At 67.2% G+C, this 14,798-nt stretch carries 18 protein-coding genes; 3 read left to right on the top strand and 15 right to left on the bottom strand.

The window, feature by feature from the left end; genetic code table 11:
- Nucleotides 1–177 precede the first annotated feature (177 nt).
- Nucleotides 178–1,467 (bottom strand): aspartate aminotransferase family protein, encoded by a 1,290-nt coding sequence (locus ACWF4Z_RS08595; RefSeq protein WP_452242325.1) that lies wholly within the window; start codon nucleotides 1,465–1,467, stop codon nucleotides 178–180.
- 61 nt (nucleotides 1,468–1,528) lie between these two features.
- On the opposite strand from ACWF4Z_RS08595, the gene ACWF4Z_RS08590 reads away from it, so the two are divergent.
- Complete coding sequence (locus ACWF4Z_RS08590; RefSeq protein WP_452242338.1) at nucleotides 1,529–2,611, top strand: LOG family protein; 1,083 nt, start codon at nucleotides 1,529–1,531, stop codon at nucleotides 2,609–2,611.
- On the opposite strand, the gene pdxY is transcribed toward ACWF4Z_RS08590, so the two are convergent.
- The 8 genes from pdxY to ACWF4Z_RS08550 all read right to left on the bottom strand — a co-directional run bounded on the left by pdxY (nucleotide 2,604) and on the right by ACWF4Z_RS08550 (nucleotide 8,348).
- A complete protein-coding gene (gene pdxY / locus ACWF4Z_RS08585; RefSeq protein ID WP_452242324.1) occupies nucleotides 2,604–3,455 on the bottom strand; it encodes a pyridoxal kinase PdxY in 852 nt (283 codons plus the stop codon). The two genes, ACWF4Z_RS08590 and pdxY, sit on opposite strands and share 8 nt — an antisense overlap.
- Nucleotides 3,452–3,928 carry an N-acetyltransferase family protein gene (locus tag ACWF4Z_RS08580; RefSeq protein ID WP_452242323.1) on the bottom strand — a complete coding sequence of 159 codons (477 nt, stop codon included), beginning with the start codon at nucleotides 3,926–3,928 and terminating at the stop codon, nucleotides 3,452–3,454. Before ACWF4Z_RS08580 ends, pdxY begins: the two co-directional genes overlap by 4 nt.
- Before the next feature lie 51 nt (nucleotides 3,929–3,979).
- Nucleotides 3,980–4,471, bottom strand: coding sequence for a DivIVA domain-containing protein (locus ACWF4Z_RS08575; RefSeq protein ID WP_452242322.1), 492 nt, complete (start codon nucleotides 4,469–4,471; stop codon nucleotides 3,980–3,982).
- On the bottom strand, nucleotides 4,471–5,589 hold the full coding sequence (gene rlmN / locus ACWF4Z_RS08570) for a 23S rRNA (adenine(2503)-C(2))-methyltransferase RlmN (RefSeq protein ID WP_452242321.1): 1,119 nt from the start codon (nucleotides 5,587–5,589) through the stop codon (nucleotides 4,471–4,473). Before rlmN ends, ACWF4Z_RS08575 begins: the two co-directional genes overlap by 1 nt.
- A gap of 64 nt (nucleotides 5,590–5,653) precedes the next feature.
- Nucleotides 5,654–6,199, bottom strand: a complete 546-nt coding sequence (locus ACWF4Z_RS08565; protein ID WP_452242320.1) for a hypothetical protein — start codon at nucleotides 6,197–6,199, stop codon at nucleotides 5,654–5,656.
- 34 nt (nucleotides 6,200–6,233) lie between these two features.
- Nucleotides 6,234–6,518: a SelT/SelW/SelH family protein gene (locus ACWF4Z_RS08560; protein WP_452242337.1), complete on the bottom strand. Its 285-nt coding sequence runs from the start codon at nucleotides 6,516–6,518 to the stop codon at nucleotides 6,234–6,236.
- Between the two features lie 148 nt (nucleotides 6,519–6,666).
- A complete protein-coding gene (locus ACWF4Z_RS08555; protein WP_452242319.1) occupies nucleotides 6,667–7,350 on the bottom strand; it encodes a C39 family peptidase in 684 nt (227 codons plus the stop codon).
- 101 nt (nucleotides 7,351–7,451) lie between these two features.
- Nucleotides 7,452–8,348 (bottom strand): LLM class flavin-dependent oxidoreductase, encoded by an 897-nt coding sequence (locus ACWF4Z_RS08550; protein WP_452242318.1) that lies wholly within the window; start codon nucleotides 8,346–8,348, stop codon nucleotides 7,452–7,454.
- Nucleotides 8,349–8,410: 62 nt separating this feature from the next.
- Between ACWF4Z_RS08550 and ACWF4Z_RS08545 the strand changes: the two genes are divergently transcribed.
- Together ACWF4Z_RS08545 and ACWF4Z_RS08540 are read left to right on the top strand one after the other, a co-directional pair.
- A complete protein-coding gene (locus ACWF4Z_RS08545; RefSeq protein WP_452242317.1) occupies nucleotides 8,411–8,818 on the top strand; it encodes a MarR family winged helix-turn-helix transcriptional regulator in 408 nt (135 codons plus the stop codon).
- Between the two features lie 31 nt (nucleotides 8,819–8,849).
- Entirely contained in the window at nucleotides 8,850–9,851 is a 1,002-nt protein-coding gene (locus ACWF4Z_RS08540; RefSeq protein WP_452242316.1) for an LLM class flavin-dependent oxidoreductase, read from the top strand.
- Here the strand turns inward: ACWF4Z_RS08540 and ACWF4Z_RS08535 are convergent.
- From ACWF4Z_RS08535 to rpsB, 6 genes are all read right to left on the bottom strand, one after another.
- Complete coding sequence (locus tag ACWF4Z_RS08535; RefSeq protein ID WP_452242315.1) at nucleotides 9,828–10,430, bottom strand: GNAT family N-acetyltransferase; 603 nt, start codon at nucleotides 10,428–10,430, stop codon at nucleotides 9,828–9,830. The two genes, ACWF4Z_RS08540 and ACWF4Z_RS08535, sit on opposite strands and share 24 nt — an antisense overlap.
- A 4-nt stretch (nucleotides 10,431–10,434) precedes the next feature.
- Nucleotides 10,435–11,283, bottom strand: a complete 849-nt coding sequence (locus tag ACWF4Z_RS08530; RefSeq protein ID WP_452242314.1) for a phosphatidate cytidylyltransferase — start codon at nucleotides 11,281–11,283, stop codon at nucleotides 10,435–10,437.
- Nucleotides 11,283–11,837 carry a ribosome recycling factor gene (frr, locus tag ACWF4Z_RS08525; RefSeq protein ID WP_452242336.1) on the bottom strand — a complete coding sequence of 185 codons (555 nt, stop codon included), beginning with the start codon at nucleotides 11,835–11,837 and terminating at the stop codon, nucleotides 11,283–11,285. The genes ACWF4Z_RS08530 and frr overlap by 1 nt, the downstream gene beginning before the upstream one ends.
- 141 nt (nucleotides 11,838–11,978) lie before the next feature.
- Nucleotides 11,979–12,743, bottom strand: a complete 765-nt coding sequence (gene pyrH / locus ACWF4Z_RS08520; protein ID WP_452242313.1) for a UMP kinase — start codon at nucleotides 12,741–12,743, stop codon at nucleotides 11,979–11,981.
- Nucleotides 12,744–12,791: 48 nt separating this feature from the next.
- Entirely contained in the window at nucleotides 12,792–13,610 is an 819-nt protein-coding gene (tsf, locus tag ACWF4Z_RS08515) for a translation elongation factor Ts (RefSeq protein ID WP_452242312.1), read from the bottom strand.
- A 108-nt stretch (nucleotides 13,611–13,718) separates the two neighbouring features.
- The gene (gene rpsB / locus ACWF4Z_RS08510) at nucleotides 13,719–14,744 is read right to left on the bottom strand and encodes a 30S ribosomal protein S2 (protein WP_452242311.1); all 1,026 of its coding nucleotides are present in this window, start codon (nucleotides 14,742–14,744) and stop codon (nucleotides 13,719–13,721) included.
- Nucleotides 14,745–14,798 lie beyond the last annotated feature (54 nt).

Genomic DNA, 14,798 nt, shown 5'->3' with positions numbered 1-14,798 from the left:
CAACGCACCACCGTGACACTCAAAATCCTCCACAAACGACATGGCCGCCGCAACTCCTCAAATCGAGGTGTTGCGACGACCACGTGAACCCGCCGTCGGGAGGGGCCAGTTTCCTTTAGCGCAAGGTGTTGAAGGAATCGCCCCCCACCCCACCTTCTTTTCCTTCCTTCCTTCAGCTCAGCGCAAGGTGTTGAAGGAATCTCGGATGATGTCGAGGGCTTCTGCGGTTTCGTCTTCGGTCAGGGTCATCGGCGGGGCCATCCGTAGGACGTTGCCGTAGAGACCGCCCTTGCCGATCAGGAGGCCGCGGTTCTTGGTCTCCTGCTGGAGTTTGGCCGTCGTGGCCGGGTCGGGGCTGCGGTCGTCCGGCTTGACGATCTCCGCGGCCAGCATCAGGCCCTTGCCGCGAACGTCGCCCAGCTCAGGGAACTCCTCGGAGATGCCGCGCAGCCCGTCGGCCAGCTGGGCGCCGCGCTTGGCCGCGTTCGCCTGCAGGTCGTGATCGAGCAGATAGTCGATCGTTGCCTTCGCCGCACTGGTCGAGATCGGGTTCCCGCCGAACGTCGACAGCGAGTTCGCCTTGATGCTGTCCATCAGCTCAGGCTTGGCGACCACTCCCCCGATCGCGAACCCGTTGCCGAGCCCCTTCGCGAACGTCATCGCATCGGGGACGACGTCGTGCGCCTGGATCCCCCAGAAGTGTTCACCGGTCCGGCCCCACCCGGTCTGGACCTCGTCGGAGATGAGCAGGATCCCGAACTCGTCCAGCACCTCCTTGAAAGCGCCGTACAGACCGTCCGGCGGTGACGAGAACCCGCCGACACCCTGGATCGGCTCAGCGATCAAGCAGGCCACGTCACCGGCCGTGGTGGTCTCGATGACGTTGCGCAGGTCGTCGACGCAGACCTTGATGTAGTCGGCGTCGGGCAGGTCGCGGAACGGACTGCGGTACCGGTACGCGCCCTGCAGGTACTGCACGTTCACCGGGGAGAGGCTGCTCGCCGACCAGCCACGGTTGCCGGTGATCGCGACCGTGCCGAACGCGCGGCCGTGGTACGAGTTGCGCATGGCAAGAACCTGGTTGGACCGACGGTTCTGGGTGGCCAGCAGCAGGGCGGTCTCGTTCGCCTCGGTGCCGGAGTTGGCGAAGAAGACCTTCGCGTCCGGGATCCCGGACAGCTCGGCGATCTGCTCGGCCAGCTCGATCTGCTTGCGGATCAGGTACACCGTCGAGGTGTGCGCGATCCCGGTCCCGAGCTGCTCGCGCACCGCCTCGGAGATCTCCGCGATGTCATACCCGATCGCGTTGGTCAGGATGCCGGCGAAAAAGTCGAGATAACTGTTGCCCTCACCATCGGTGACCCGTCGGCCGGACCCCTGCACGATCTCGATCGGCTCCTCGTAGTACAACGCGAGCCAGTCCGGCATGACGGCCTTGTGACGCTCCCAGAGCTCCGCATGTGTCATGTCCAACCTTTACCTCACCTGATAGTGCACGTCTATCGCAGTTAGGGTGCTCTGCGTGACAATGCCGAGCGTTCCGCATGTGGATATCGAGTCGCTGGAGCACTTCGACCGGCTGCTGGCCGCGGGGGCCACTGCGATGGCGGGGTGGCGGGTTCAGTCGGTGGATCTGACCCGGCGGACCGCTGAGATCATCGGGCTGAAGCCGATGGGCTCCTTGTTCCTGGGCTGTGTGCTGGAGGACAAGGCTGACGCCTGGATCCGCGACGGGGGCGGACTGGTGTTCCCCGCCATTCCGGAGCTGCCGTTCGACGCGTACCGCGGACGCCTGTACGACGCCGACGAGCTGTACGCCGGTCTGGAGCACGGGTACGACGCCACCCCGGACGCCCGCATCTACGCCTGGTCCCGCCAGCAGGACGAAAAGGGCGACACCAGCCGCACCCTGGCCGCGGCCTTGCACGACCACGCCATCGCAGACGCCCTGTCCGAGCTACCGAACGGCAGGCCATGGGTGGGGGTGATGGGCGGCCACGGCGTGCGGCGTGGCAGCGACGACTACCGGTCCGCCGTACTGCTAGGCCGTGCACTCGCCCGCGCGAACCGCATGGTGGTGACCGGCGGCGGTCCAGGCGCCATGGAGGCCGCCAACCTGGGTGCGTCGCTGGCGTCGTACGACGACACCGTGGTCGACCAGGCTCTAGCCGCGTTAGCCGCCGTACCGTCGTTCCGGCCGTCTATCGGCGACTGGGCCGCGGCCGGTCTCGCCGTACGCTCGCAGTACCCCGGTGACGGCGGCCTGTCGATTCCGACCTGGTTCTACGGTCACGAGCCGCCGAACGTGTTCGCGGGCGCCATCGCGAAGTACTTCTCCAACGCACAGCGCGAGGACGTCCTGCTCGGCCAGGCACGCGGCGGCATCATCTACCTGGCCGGCGCCGCCGGAACTGTGCAGGAGGTCTTCCAAGCCGTCACGCCGAACTACTACGGCGACGCGGTCACCCAGATCCCGCTCATCCTCGTCGGCGTGGAGCACTGGACGGTTAGCCTGCCGGTCTGGCCTCTACTCCAATCCCTCGCCGCTGAGCGCCACCTGCAACTCCACCTGGTCGACACCATCGACGAGGCCGCTTCACTCGTCAGTTGACGCGCTGCGGCTTGAACTGCATCGGCGGATCGGCGTACGCGTCCTGCGACTCCACAAGCTGCAACTCGCGCTCCCCCGACGCATGGGTGCGTGTGAGCAGTTCGAACACGCTGGACGTCGTACGCGCGAGTGCCTCCGCCAGATCGCCCGCACGCCGGTAGTGCGCTGTAAAGAGCGCAGCCGTCACGTCGCCCGAGCCGTTCGCCTTCATCGGGATGTACGGCGTCTGGATCAGCCACGCACCGCTGTCGTCCACGGCCAGCATCTCGATCGTCCCGTCCTCCCGGTCCGGTCGCTCGACGCTCGTGACGAGCACCGTCCGCGGTCCCGTCGTACGCACGAGCTCAACAGAAGCCAGCGTGGACTCCAGCGTGTCCGGCTCAGTGTTGGTCAGGAAGCCCAGCTCGAACTGGTTCGGCGTGATGATGTCGGCCGCCGGAACCACCCGGTCACGCAGCAGCACCGGAATCTCCGGAGCGACGAAGCAACCGGACTTCGCGTTGCCCATCACCGGGTCACACGAGTACACCGCAGCAGGATTCGCTGCCTTCACCCGCTGCACCGCATCGAGGATCACATCCCCGATCCCCACCCCGCCCTGGTAACCGGACAGCACCACGTCGATCTGCGGAAAAACCCCACGCTCCTCGATCCCCAGCAGCACCTCACGCACATCCTCCGGGCTGATCATCGGCCCCCGCCACGCGCCGTACCCGGTGTGGTTCGAGAAGTTCACCGTATACACCGGCAACACCTCAACCCCGATCCGCTGCAACGGAAACACAGCAGCCGAGTTCCCCACATGCCCCAAAGCCACCGCCGACTGAACCGAAAGAATCTTCACCCCCCGATCATCCCATCCACCCGCTTCGTCAACTTCACGTCCTCTTCCTCGAAGCCGAGGCGCTGGTAGAAGGCACGGGCGTTGGTGTTGGCGGCACCGGTGTCGAGGGTGATCGTCGTCAAGCCCAACTGCTTGGCGTGTTCCGAAACCGCGTCGATCAACCCACGCCCAACGCCATGCCCCTCGTAGTGGGTGGAGACTGCGAGCTCACCGACGTACAGCTCGGGCTGCCCGGACCAGTGCCTGCGTTCCGCACCGGAAACGAAGCCTGCGACCACACCGTCAACTTCCGCGACGTAGACGAACCGGTCTGGCTCATCGGCTCGGTCCACGGCCTGCAGAACCCAATCCGACACAGCTACGGCCACCCCGTCGGTCGGCCGCCAGGGAGCAACCCCCTCAGCCAGCCGCGACGCCAGGTCGAGGACTGCTCGCCGGTCCCGCTCCGCATACCGCCGTACCGTGTGACGCATGACAACCAGTCTGCCGCGATGACAGGCTCGAAGGTCAGCTGGGAGACCGGTTCAGCCGGCGGTGAGCCAGGCCTCGGCCTTGTCGAGGAAGGTGTCCACCTCTTCGACGTCGTAGCCCTCGGTCAAGCGGACCGGGGTGAACTGGACGCGCCGGATCTCGCGGATCGTCACCGGACGGGTCACCGGCTGCCCGTTGACGGTGGCCAGGAGCCGGTCGATGAACTCGTCGACCTCGTACGGCGCATACCCCTCGCGCAGCCGGACCGGTGTGAACTGCGGGTTGGGCAAAGTCGTGGCGGGCCTCGCCACCTGCCGATTCGGCAACGAGCGCTCGGCCTCCATCAGGAACTCGTCGACCTCTTCGATCGGATAGCCCGGGCCGAGGAGAGGCGTCCGGAACACGGCGTTGCGGAGCTCGTCGACAGTGACCGCCGAGGTCGCCCGGCGCTCGACCGTCGCGATGATGCGGTCGACGAGGGCGTCGACCTGCCCGCAGTCGTACCGCTGCCCGAGCCGCCGGACGCGGAACTCGGGCTTCACCATCACTTGGAGGCGGCAGCGAGTTGGCCGCAGGCGCCGTCGATTTCCTGGCCGCGGGTGTCGCGGACGGTGGTGGGAATGCCGCCGGCCTCGAGGCGACGGACGAACTCGCGTTCGTCGGCCGGGTCGGAGGCGGTCCACTTCGAGCCGGGGGTCGGGTTCAGGGGGATCAGGTTCACGTGGACCCAGCCCCAGTCGCCCCGGGCGCGCAGCTTCTCGGCCAGCAGGTCCGCGCGCCAGGCGTGGTCGTTGATGTCGCGGATCATCGCGTACTCGATCGACACGCGGCGCTTCGTCTGCTGCGCGTACCCCCAGGCTGCGTCGAGGACCTCGTCGACCTTCCAGCGGTTGTTGATCGGCACGAGCTCGTCGCGCAGTTCGTCGTCCGGCGCGTGTAGCGACAGCGCCAGCGTGACCGGGATGCCCTCGGTCGCGAGCTGGTTGATCCGCGGCACCAGGCCGACCGTCGACACGGTCACCCCGCGCGCCGAGATCCCCAGGCCCTCAGGCGACGGATCGGTGAACCGCCGAACCGCGCCGATGACGGCCTTGTAGTTGGCCATCGGCTCGCCCATGCCCATGAACACGATGTTGCTGACCCGCCCGGGACCGCCCGCGATCTCGCCGCGCGACAGCGCCCGCGCACCGTCCACAACCTGCTCGACGATCTCCGCCGTGGTCATGTTGCGCGTCAACCCGGCCTGACCGGTCGCGCAGAACGGACACGCCATCCCACACCCGGCCTGGCTCGAGACACACATCGTGGTGCGGTCGGTGTAGCGCATCAGCACCGACTCGACCAACGAACCGTCGAGCAGCTTCCACAGCGTCTTACGGGTCTGCCCGTTGTCGCACTCCAGGTCCCGAACCCGGGTCAGCAGCGGCGGCATCAGCTCAGCCACCAGCTTGTCCCGGGTCGCGGCCGGCAGATCGGTCATCTCCGCGGGGTCCGAGACCAGCCGGGAGAAGTAGTGGTTCGACAGCTGCTTGGCGCGGAACGCGGGCTCCCCCAGCGCGGTAACCGCCGTACGGCGCTCCTCCCCGGTGAGGTCGGCCAGGTGCCGCGGCGGCTTTTTGGCGCGACGTGGCTCATCGAAGACAAGGGGAAGGGAGGTAGTCATAACCGACCCATTGTCGCAAGCCGGAGCAACGGTTCACAAATTCACATCCACGACGTGCCGAGGATCACTCCTCGACGTACTTCCGCAAGGCCTCGCGAACGTCGTCCGCGTTCGGGACCGCCTGCACCGTCTGCCCATCTGTGACACTCGCGGTCCCGGGACACTTCGTGGTCGAGATGTCGAGTTCGGCGATCCGCCGGCGACTACGCACGTCGTACAGCGTCACGTGGTCCACCGTCGGCCGCAACCGAAGGTCAACGGCTTTGGGGACGTTGTAGTGACACATGGTCGCGCCCGCGTCCTTCACCGTCAGCTCATCGAAACAGGCAACCGCCTGGACGACCTCCGGCGCCGGAGTCCACACCGGGTCGTTGGGGAAGGTCGGAGCCCTGTCCCCGAAGGTCAGGATGGGATGCGGTGCCGGTCCGTCGTACGGCGGCGCATCGGGCCGCGCTATGCGACGACCAGGCTCGCACAACTTCGCCAGGCTGGGCTTCGAGGCATCCGACTCCTGTGGAGCAAAGGCGGCGTAGTAGACGACTATCCCGGCCACTGCGATCGCCACGACCGCAATGAACGCCCGGTACACGATCTTTCCCCCACCTGTCATCGGCACAGCATGTCAACTGACAAGGCCATCCGGCCTACGACTCCTTGCGGTCGGAGTGGCCGAGCTTGCGATCCGGCGCGATCCGGTCCCGGACCAGTTGCTTCAACGTCGGGATCTCCGCGAACCCACCTTCGCCCTTGCGCGACCACAACGTCTCCCCGTCGAGCCGCACCTCGAACACCCCACCCGTCCCCGGAATCAGCGCCACCTCCCCCAACTCCTGTGGGAATGTGGTCAGCAGCTCCTGCGCCGTCCACGCCGCCCTGAGCAACCACCGACACTGCGTGCAGTACTCAATCTCCAACCGCGGCTCTCTCATCACCCACCCAGTATCCCGAGCCCACCCGCACCCCCGAGCCCGCCCGCACCCCCGCGGACAACCTCCCGCCCGAGCCGACTTTGTGCACCAGGTCCGTACGCCGAAGCAGTCGCGGTACGGATCTGGTGCACAAAGTGCCCGTCGGTGCTCAGGCGGAGTAGCCCTTCGGCGGGATCAGGGTGGCGAGCTGGTTGAAGGTCAGCCAGTACGTCGCGGTCGGGGCGAAGCCGGCCGGGTCCGCGATCAGGACGGTCATGTCGCTGGAGTCGTACCCGATCACTGTGAAGTAGTGGTAGATCGTGTAGTTCGGGTAGCCCGGCGGGTGGTTGTTGGCCGGGGCAACGAGGTTGGCGACGATCGGGTAGTTGTTGTCGATGTCGAGCACGACGTCGCGCCAGAGCAGGTCACGCTGTGCCTGGGTGGGCGGATCGTTCGGCATCTCCTTGGTCTCGTACCAGCCGGTGCCGACGTGGTTGTTGAGCACCCGGGTGACCTGACCGATCCAGTCGGTGCCGTTCGTGGTGGTCGGGAGCTCGTTCGCCAACTGTTGCTGGCTCGGCGGCGAAACCCTGGCCGACAAGGCGATCCGGGTCGCCGCGGGTCCACACCAGTAGCCGGTCTGCTGGTACTGGAACTGGATGTTCAGCGTCCTGAGGGTTTGGGTCGAGTAGCCCAGGGTCGGTACGGCCTTACCGATGGCAACCGTTTCAGCAGTGGGACTCGCAGTGGCCGTGGCCGCGGTGGAGGCGATCGGCAGCGCCGCGGCGGCGATCAGGGCCAGACCGCTGAGCGCGGCCTTCAACTTCGTCGTGGTGCTCGGATGACTCGTCATGTCAGCTCCTCAGCCTCACTGGACGACCGGGGCGGGCCGTCCTTGTTTGATGCTGACACACTCACCACAACTTGTGTGGAAAAATCACCAACCCTTTCGATTCAGGTCGAAAGGGTCGGTTCGATGATCTCCCGCACCAGCCACCGCACGGCCCGCTCCGGGTACGGCCGGGGTAGCGACAAGACGATGTGATCGAACCCCAGGTCCACGGCCCGGCCGACGATGGCCCGTGTGGCCGCCGGGTCGTCGTACGAAACGATCTGCTGTAGCGACCGGCTGATCGTGCTCGGGTCGCGGCCGATCCGCGCGCACTCCGCATCCAGTCGCCGGATGCGATCGGTCAGGACGTCGAAGTCGTTGTGTGGCAGCCCAGCGATGTTCCAGATGTCGGCGTACTCGGCGATCAGACGCATCATCCGGTTGCCCCAGCCGCCGATCAGGAGCGGCGGGACCTGGATCGGCTTGGGCTCGTTCCGGTTCTGCTCGAGCCGGTAGTACCGCCCGTGGAAGTCGAAGACGTCCTGGGTCCACATCCGCCGAAGGATCTCGATGGTCTCGCGGAGCCGATCCACACCCTCGCCCGGATCGACGAGCGTCAGTCCGTACGCCGCGTACTCCGCGATCGCCGGGTTCGGTCCGGGGATGCCGCTCAGGCCGGCCGGTTGATAGGTACCGCCCGCGCCGAGACCCATGATCAGCCGACCGCCCGAGATCACGTCCACCGTGCTGGCGATCTTGCCGAGCACGGCCGGCGGGCGGATGCGGTTGCTGGTCACCAGCAGACCCAACCGCAGCCGGGTCGTCTGCGCGGCGAGCGCCGTGAGCAGCGTCCAGCCCTCGTAGATCTCGCCGTTCTTGGGGCCGGCGAGCGGCAGGAAATGGTCCCACAGCCAGGCGTCGCGGATCAGCGGGACCTCGTCCGCCTCGAGCCAGACGCGCTGGATCTCGGCGTACGGGACGTGCATCGGAGTGGTCTTCAGACCGAAGGTGGGGTGCATAATCGTCAGCCTAACTGATGATCAGCTCTCCTGACGATCAGCAGGGCGGTAGATTTAACCCCATGGCGTCGTCGGACCGGCTCGGATATCTGCTCAAACACGTTCTGGCCCGGCTCACGGAGGCGCAGACGAAGGCTCTGGCTCCGCACGGGCTGAACGGTCGCGACCTGGCCGTCCTGTCCGCCGTCGCATCCGGCGAGCCCCTCTCCCAGCTCGAGGTCGCGGCCCGCCTCCGCGTGGACCGAACGTCGATTGGTGACCTCCTGGACGGCCTGGAGGACCGTGGGCTGGTCGAGCGCCGACGCAGCCCGGAGGACCGCCGCCGCAACGTCGTGGTCCTCACTCCACACGGCGAATCCACCTTCGCCGCGGCGGAGCGCATTCGGTTAGAGCTCGAACGCGAGTTCCTCGCCCCCCTGCGCGACGGCGACCGCTTCCGCTCCGACCTCCGCGACCTCCTCGGGGAATGAGGGCTGTGGAGCGGCCGTTGGACTCTGCATCATGGGTGCATTGGCTGGGGTTCCGTTGTCCGTCCTGGATCGGTCGCGGACTCGAGTAGGTGAGACCGAGGCTGAGACGCTGCGTGCGACCGTTGAGCTGGCTCAGCGGGTCGAGGAGCTCGGGTACAAGCGGTTCTGGGTGTCAGAACACCACAGCGTGCCGGGAGTGGTCGGATCTGCCCCGACTGTGCTGGCTGCGGCCGTAGCGGCACGGACCGACCACATCCGCGTCGGCACCGGCGGTGTGATGCTGCCGAACCACCGGCCTCTCGTGGTGGCCGAGCAGTTCGGAGTGTTGGAGTCGCTGTACCCAGGCCGGATCGACATGGGCCTCGGACGCTCAGTGGGCTTCACGAATGGGATCCGTCGCGCCCTGGGCGTCGAGAAGGATGCAGCTGAGGACTTCGCCGCTCAGGTCGAGGAGTTGCTCGGCTATCTGGCCGGCACTCAGCAGAACCAGGTCCACGCCCGTCCTGGTGAGGGTCTGCGGATTCCGCCGTTCATCTTGGCCGTTGGGGAAGGTGCATTGCTGGCTGCGTCGCTGGGACTGCCGCTGGTCATCGCCGGCATCCGCGGCGAGTCGGACTTGGTGCAGTTGCTGGATCGCTACCGGCAGTCGTTCCGCCCATCCGCGTGGAGTCCGCGGCCGTACGTCGTACTCGCGGTGACTGCTGCGGTTGCGCCGACCACCGAGGAGGCACGCCAACTGCTGTTGCCGGAGGCATGGGCCAGTGCGTACTCGCGAACCCGTGGTGTCTTCCCGCCTTTGGAGCCCTCGCTGCCATCAGAGCTCAGCGCCAAGGAACGGGAGATCTTCGAGCAGTCGCTGCGCGGTCAGATCTTCGGCACGCCGGCCGAGGTCGATGCGGCGCTCGGCGGACTGGTGTCACGTACCGCCGCCGACGAAGTGCTGATCACCACGAACACCTACGACCGCAAAGACCTGCACGCGTCGTACGCCGCTCTCGCGGAGCTGACATCACCTGCTGATGCGTTCCTCTAACCGCTTGCGAACATCAGGCCACTCGTCCGCCAGGATCGAGAAGACCACGGTGTCGCGGAACGAGCCGTCGGCCTGCAGCATGTGCCGCCGCAGCACGCCCTCACGCGTCGCACCGAGCTTCGCGATCGCCGCCTGAGACCTGGTGTTCTTCAGACCGGTCTGAATCTTCACCCGTCCGAATCCGCACGTCTCGAACGCGTGCTCGAGCAGCAACAACTTGGTCGCCGGATTCACCGCGGTCCCCCACACGGACGGCGTGTAGCCGGTCCAGCCCAGGTGGATCCGCTCGTTACGGACATCGACGTCGCCGAGACTCGACGTACCGACGACCGTGCCCGCCGTTCCAAGGGGGCCATCGGCAACCAAGCGGACGACGTACGCGAACCGGCCGTCCGACGACGGGATCCACTGCGCCCGCATCTGGCCGGCACTCTCCGGCGCAGCCCCGCCACCAAAGCCCCCGGCATACACCTGCTCGCTACCGATTGCGGTGTACAACTCGTCGATGTCGCTATCCTGCAAGCGATCCAGCCGTACGACGTCGCCCACCAGCGCACGTCCGTCCGGCGCGACCGTCATGCCGTCACCCCTTCACCAGAAGATGCAGCACCAGCCAGACCGCGGGCGCCGTCGCCAGCAGCGAGTCCAGCCGGTCCATCACGCCACCGTGGCCCGGCAGCAGGTTCGACATGTCCTTGATCCCGAGGTCGCGCTTGATCATCGACTCACCGAGATCGCCGACCGTCGCAGTCAGGACCGCGATCGCACCGACGATCGCACCGACCCACCAGTTGCCGTCGAGCAGCCACACCACCGAACCGATACCGGCCCCGATGCACGCGATCGCCGAACCGGTGAAGCCCTCCCAGGACTTCTTCGGGCTGATCGTCGGCGCCATCGGATGCTTGCCGAACAGCACACCGGCCACGTAGCCACCGACGTCACTCGCGACGGTGACCAGGAAGAACGTCATCACCCGGCCTGGTCCGTCGGCATCCGGCTGCGCGAGCAGGATCGCGAACCCGGCCAGCAACGGCACATAGCCGATCAGGAACACCCCGGCACTCGCGTCCCGGACGAACCCGATCGATCCGCCCGGCATCCGCCAGAAGATCGTCGCCAGCACGGTGATCGCGAGCGCGACCAGCAGCGCCATCGGGCCACCGAAGTACGCCGCAGCGAGCATCGCGGCCGTACCGGCGAACAACGGGATCCGCGGGATCACCGCTCCACCGGTGCGCAGCGCCTTGATCATTTCGTCGACCGCGACGAGCACGGCCGCCAGCACGAGGACGACGAACAGCCATTTCTGCCAGTACAGCGATCCGAGGATCAGCGCGCCGAGACCGACACCGACCGCGATCGCCGCGGGCAAGTTCCGCCCGGCGCGGCTCGGAGTGGGACTGGGCGCGGGCGTGCTCTCGACGCCCATCACACCTCGAGCAGTTCGGCTTCCTTGTGCTTGAGCAGGTCGTCGATGGAGTCGACATACTTCTTCGTCAACCCGTCGAGCCGCTTCTCAGCACTCTTGCCCTCGTCCTCGCCCGCGTCGCCGTCCTTGACGGTCTTGTGCACCTGGTCCATCGCGTGCCGGCGGATGTTGCGGACCGAGACCTTGGCGTCCTCGCCCTTGGTCTTGGCGAGCTTGATGTACTCCTTGCGCCGCTCCTCGGTCAGCTGCGGCATGACCACGCGGATCACGGAGCCGTCGTTGCCCGGGTTCACGCCCAGGTCGGAGTCGCGGATCGCCTTCTCGATCGCGGCCATCGCGCTCTTGTCGTACGGCGAGATCAGCACGGTCCGGGGCTCCGGGACCTGGAAACCGGCCAGCTGCTGCAGCGGCGTCGGGCTGCCGTAGTAGTCGGCCACGATGCCCGCGAACATCTGCGGGTGGGCGCGGCCGGTGCGGATCGCGGCGAAGTCGTCCTTCGCGACCTCCACGGCCTTCGCCATCTTCTGCTCGGCTTCGCGGAGAGCTTCGTCGATCACGACATTCCTCGCTTCCTCTGGGCCCACCCCTCGGCGCGGCCACACTGCAAACACTACGGACGCAGGTTTACCAAATAGCGGACATCCACCCGTGTCCAACGATCCTAGTGGTACGCCGGTCGACGCCGTACCGGGGTCCTACTGACCGCCCGGGGAGACAACGGTGCCGATCTTCTCGCCATGGATGACCCGGGCGATGTTGCCTTCCTCGAGGCCGAAGATCACGATCGGCAGCGCGTTGTCGCGCGCCAGGCTGATCGCGGTGGCGTCGGCCACCCGTAGGCCGCGGGCCAGGAAGTCGTCGTACGACAGCTGGTCGAACTTCACCGCGTCCGGGTTCTTCTTCGGGTCGGAGTCGTAGACCCCGTCGACGCCCTGCTTGCCCATCAGCAGCGCCTCGGCGCCGATCTCCAGCGCGCGCTGGGCGGCGACGGTGTCGGTGGAGAAGTACGGCATGCCGGAACCGGCGCCGAAGATGACCACGCGGCCCTTCTCCAGATGCCGCTCGGCCTTGCGCGGAATGTACGGCTCGGCGACCTGGCCCATCGTGATCGCGGTCTGCACCCGCGTCTCGATGCCGAGCTTCTCCAGGAAGTCCTGCAGCGCCAGGCAGTTCATCACGGTGCCGAGCATGCCCATGTAGTCGGCGCGGTTGCGCTCCATCCCGCGCTGCTGCAACTCGGCGCCGCGGAAGAAGTTGCCGCCGCCGACCACGACGGCGACCTGGACACCGGCCCGGGCCACCTCGGCGATCTGCTTGGCGATCGAGTTCACCACGTCGGGGTCAACGCCGAGCTTGCCGCCGCCGAACACCTCACCCGACAGCTTGAGCAGCACCCGGTGATAGGCCGGCGGATGCGGCGAAGAGGCCGGATTCGTCTCGGTACCCAGGGCTTCCGTCACGATTCCGGCCTCCTCGTCGTTACTTCTTGTCAGTCTCGCGTCCTGCGATCAGGCGCCGACCTCGAAGCGGGCGAACCGCTTCACGGTCACTCCGGCCTCGTCGAGTACGGCCTTCACGGACTTCTTGCTCTCCTGGACCGACGACTGCTCGAGCAGGACGACGTCCTTGAAGAAGCCGTTCACCCGGCCCTCGACGATCTTCGGCAGCGCCTGCTCCGGCTTGCCCTCTTCGCGGGCGGTCGCCTCGGCGATGCGCTTCTCGTTCTCGACCGTCTCGGCCGGGACCTCGTCGCGGGTGGTGTACAGCGGGCGCATCGCGGCGGCCTGCATGGCGGCGCCACGGGCGGCCTCGACGTTGTCACCCTCGAACTCGACCAGGACGCCGACCTGGGCCGGCAGGTCCGCGGCACGCTTGTGCATGTACGCGGTGACCTTGCCGTCGAAGACGGCGACCTTGCCCAGCTCGAGCTTCTCGCCGATGACCGCGGCCAGGGCCTCGATGTTCTCGGCGACGGACTTGCCGTCGGACAGCTTCTCGTTCAGCAGACCCTCGACGTCGCCGACCTTGCTGGCGGCGGCGTGCGCGACGATGTCGGCCGCGAGCTGCTGGAACTGCTCGTTCTTGGCGACGAAGTCGGTCTCGCAGTTCAGCTGGACCAGCGCGTTCTCCGCGGCGGCGACCAGACCGTTGGTGGCCGACCGCTCGGCGCCACGCTTGGCCGCCTTGGCCGCGCCGTGGATGCGCAGCTCCTCGATCGCCTTCTCGAAGTCGCCGTCGGTGGTCTCGAGGGCCTTCTTCGCATCCATCATGCCCGCGCCGGTGGCGTCGCGGAGCTTCTTCACGTCAGCGGCGGTGTAGTTCGCCATTCCTCGTTCTCTCGTCTTGTCGGTGCGGCTGGATGGGCAGGCTGTGCCTGGCCGGGGTGGCGCGGCACGGGGTGCCGCCCGGGATGAACCGGGCGGCAGCCGTGACTGTCAGGCCTCGTCGGCCTTCGGGGTCTCCTCGGTCGCGGCCTCGGCCTTGACCTCAGGGGTCGCCTCAGCAGCGGCCTCGGGAGTCTCCTCGGCAGCGGCCTCGGGGGTCGCGTCAGGAGTCGCCTCCGGGGTGGCCTCGACCACCGTGGCGTCGGTCGCCACCGGCTCGGTCAGCACGTCCGTCGCCGGCTCGGCGGCGGCGGCCTCGGCGGCCGGCGCAGCGTCGGCAGGCTTGGCCTCAGGAGTGCCGTTCTGGCTCTCGAGCAGCTCGCGCTCCCAGGCAGCCATCGGCTCCTCGGCACCCAGCTCCTCGCCGGCCGCGGCCGCACCCTGGCCACCGCGCGACATCAGACCGTCGGCGACGGCGTCCGCGACGACCCGCGTGAGCAGGCCGACCGAGCGGATCGCGTCGTCGTTGCCCGGGATCGGGAAGTCGACCTCGTCCGGGTCGCAGTTGGTGTCCAGGATGCCGATGATCGGCAGCTTCAGCTTGCGCGCCTCGTCGACGGCGAGGTGCTCCTTCTTGGTGTCCACGATCCACACGGCGGCCGGAACCCGGGCCATGTCGCGGATACCGCCGAGGGTCTTGAGCAGCTTGTCGTGCTCGCGCCGCTTCTGCAGCAGCTCCTTCTTGGTGACACCGGAGCCGGCCACGTCGTCGAAGTCGATCAGCTCCAGCTCCTTGAGCCGCTGGAGCCGCTTGTTGACGGTCTGGAAGTTGGTGAGCATGCCGCCCAGCCAGCGCTGGTTCACGTACGGCATGCCGACCCGGGTCGCCTGCTCGGCGATCGCTTCCTGGGCCTGCTTCTTCGTCCCGACGAACAGGATCGCTCCGCCCGACGCGACCGTGCCACGAACGAACTCGTAGGCGCGGTCGATGTAGGACAGCGACTGCTGCAGGTCGATGATGTAGATGCCGTTGCGCTCGGTCAGGATGTAGCGCTTCATCTTCGGGTTCCAGCGGCGGGTCTGGTGTCCGAAGTGCACGCCGCTCTCGAGCAGCTGCTTCATGGTCACGACGGCCATGAGGGTGTTCCTCCTGTCGCGCCCGGATGCTTGCTCGGGCGCTGTTCTCGGTTG

The organism is Kribbella sp. NPDC055071 (genome assembly GCF_053608045.1).
This window is presented reverse-complemented; position numbering and strand designations above follow the sequence as displayed.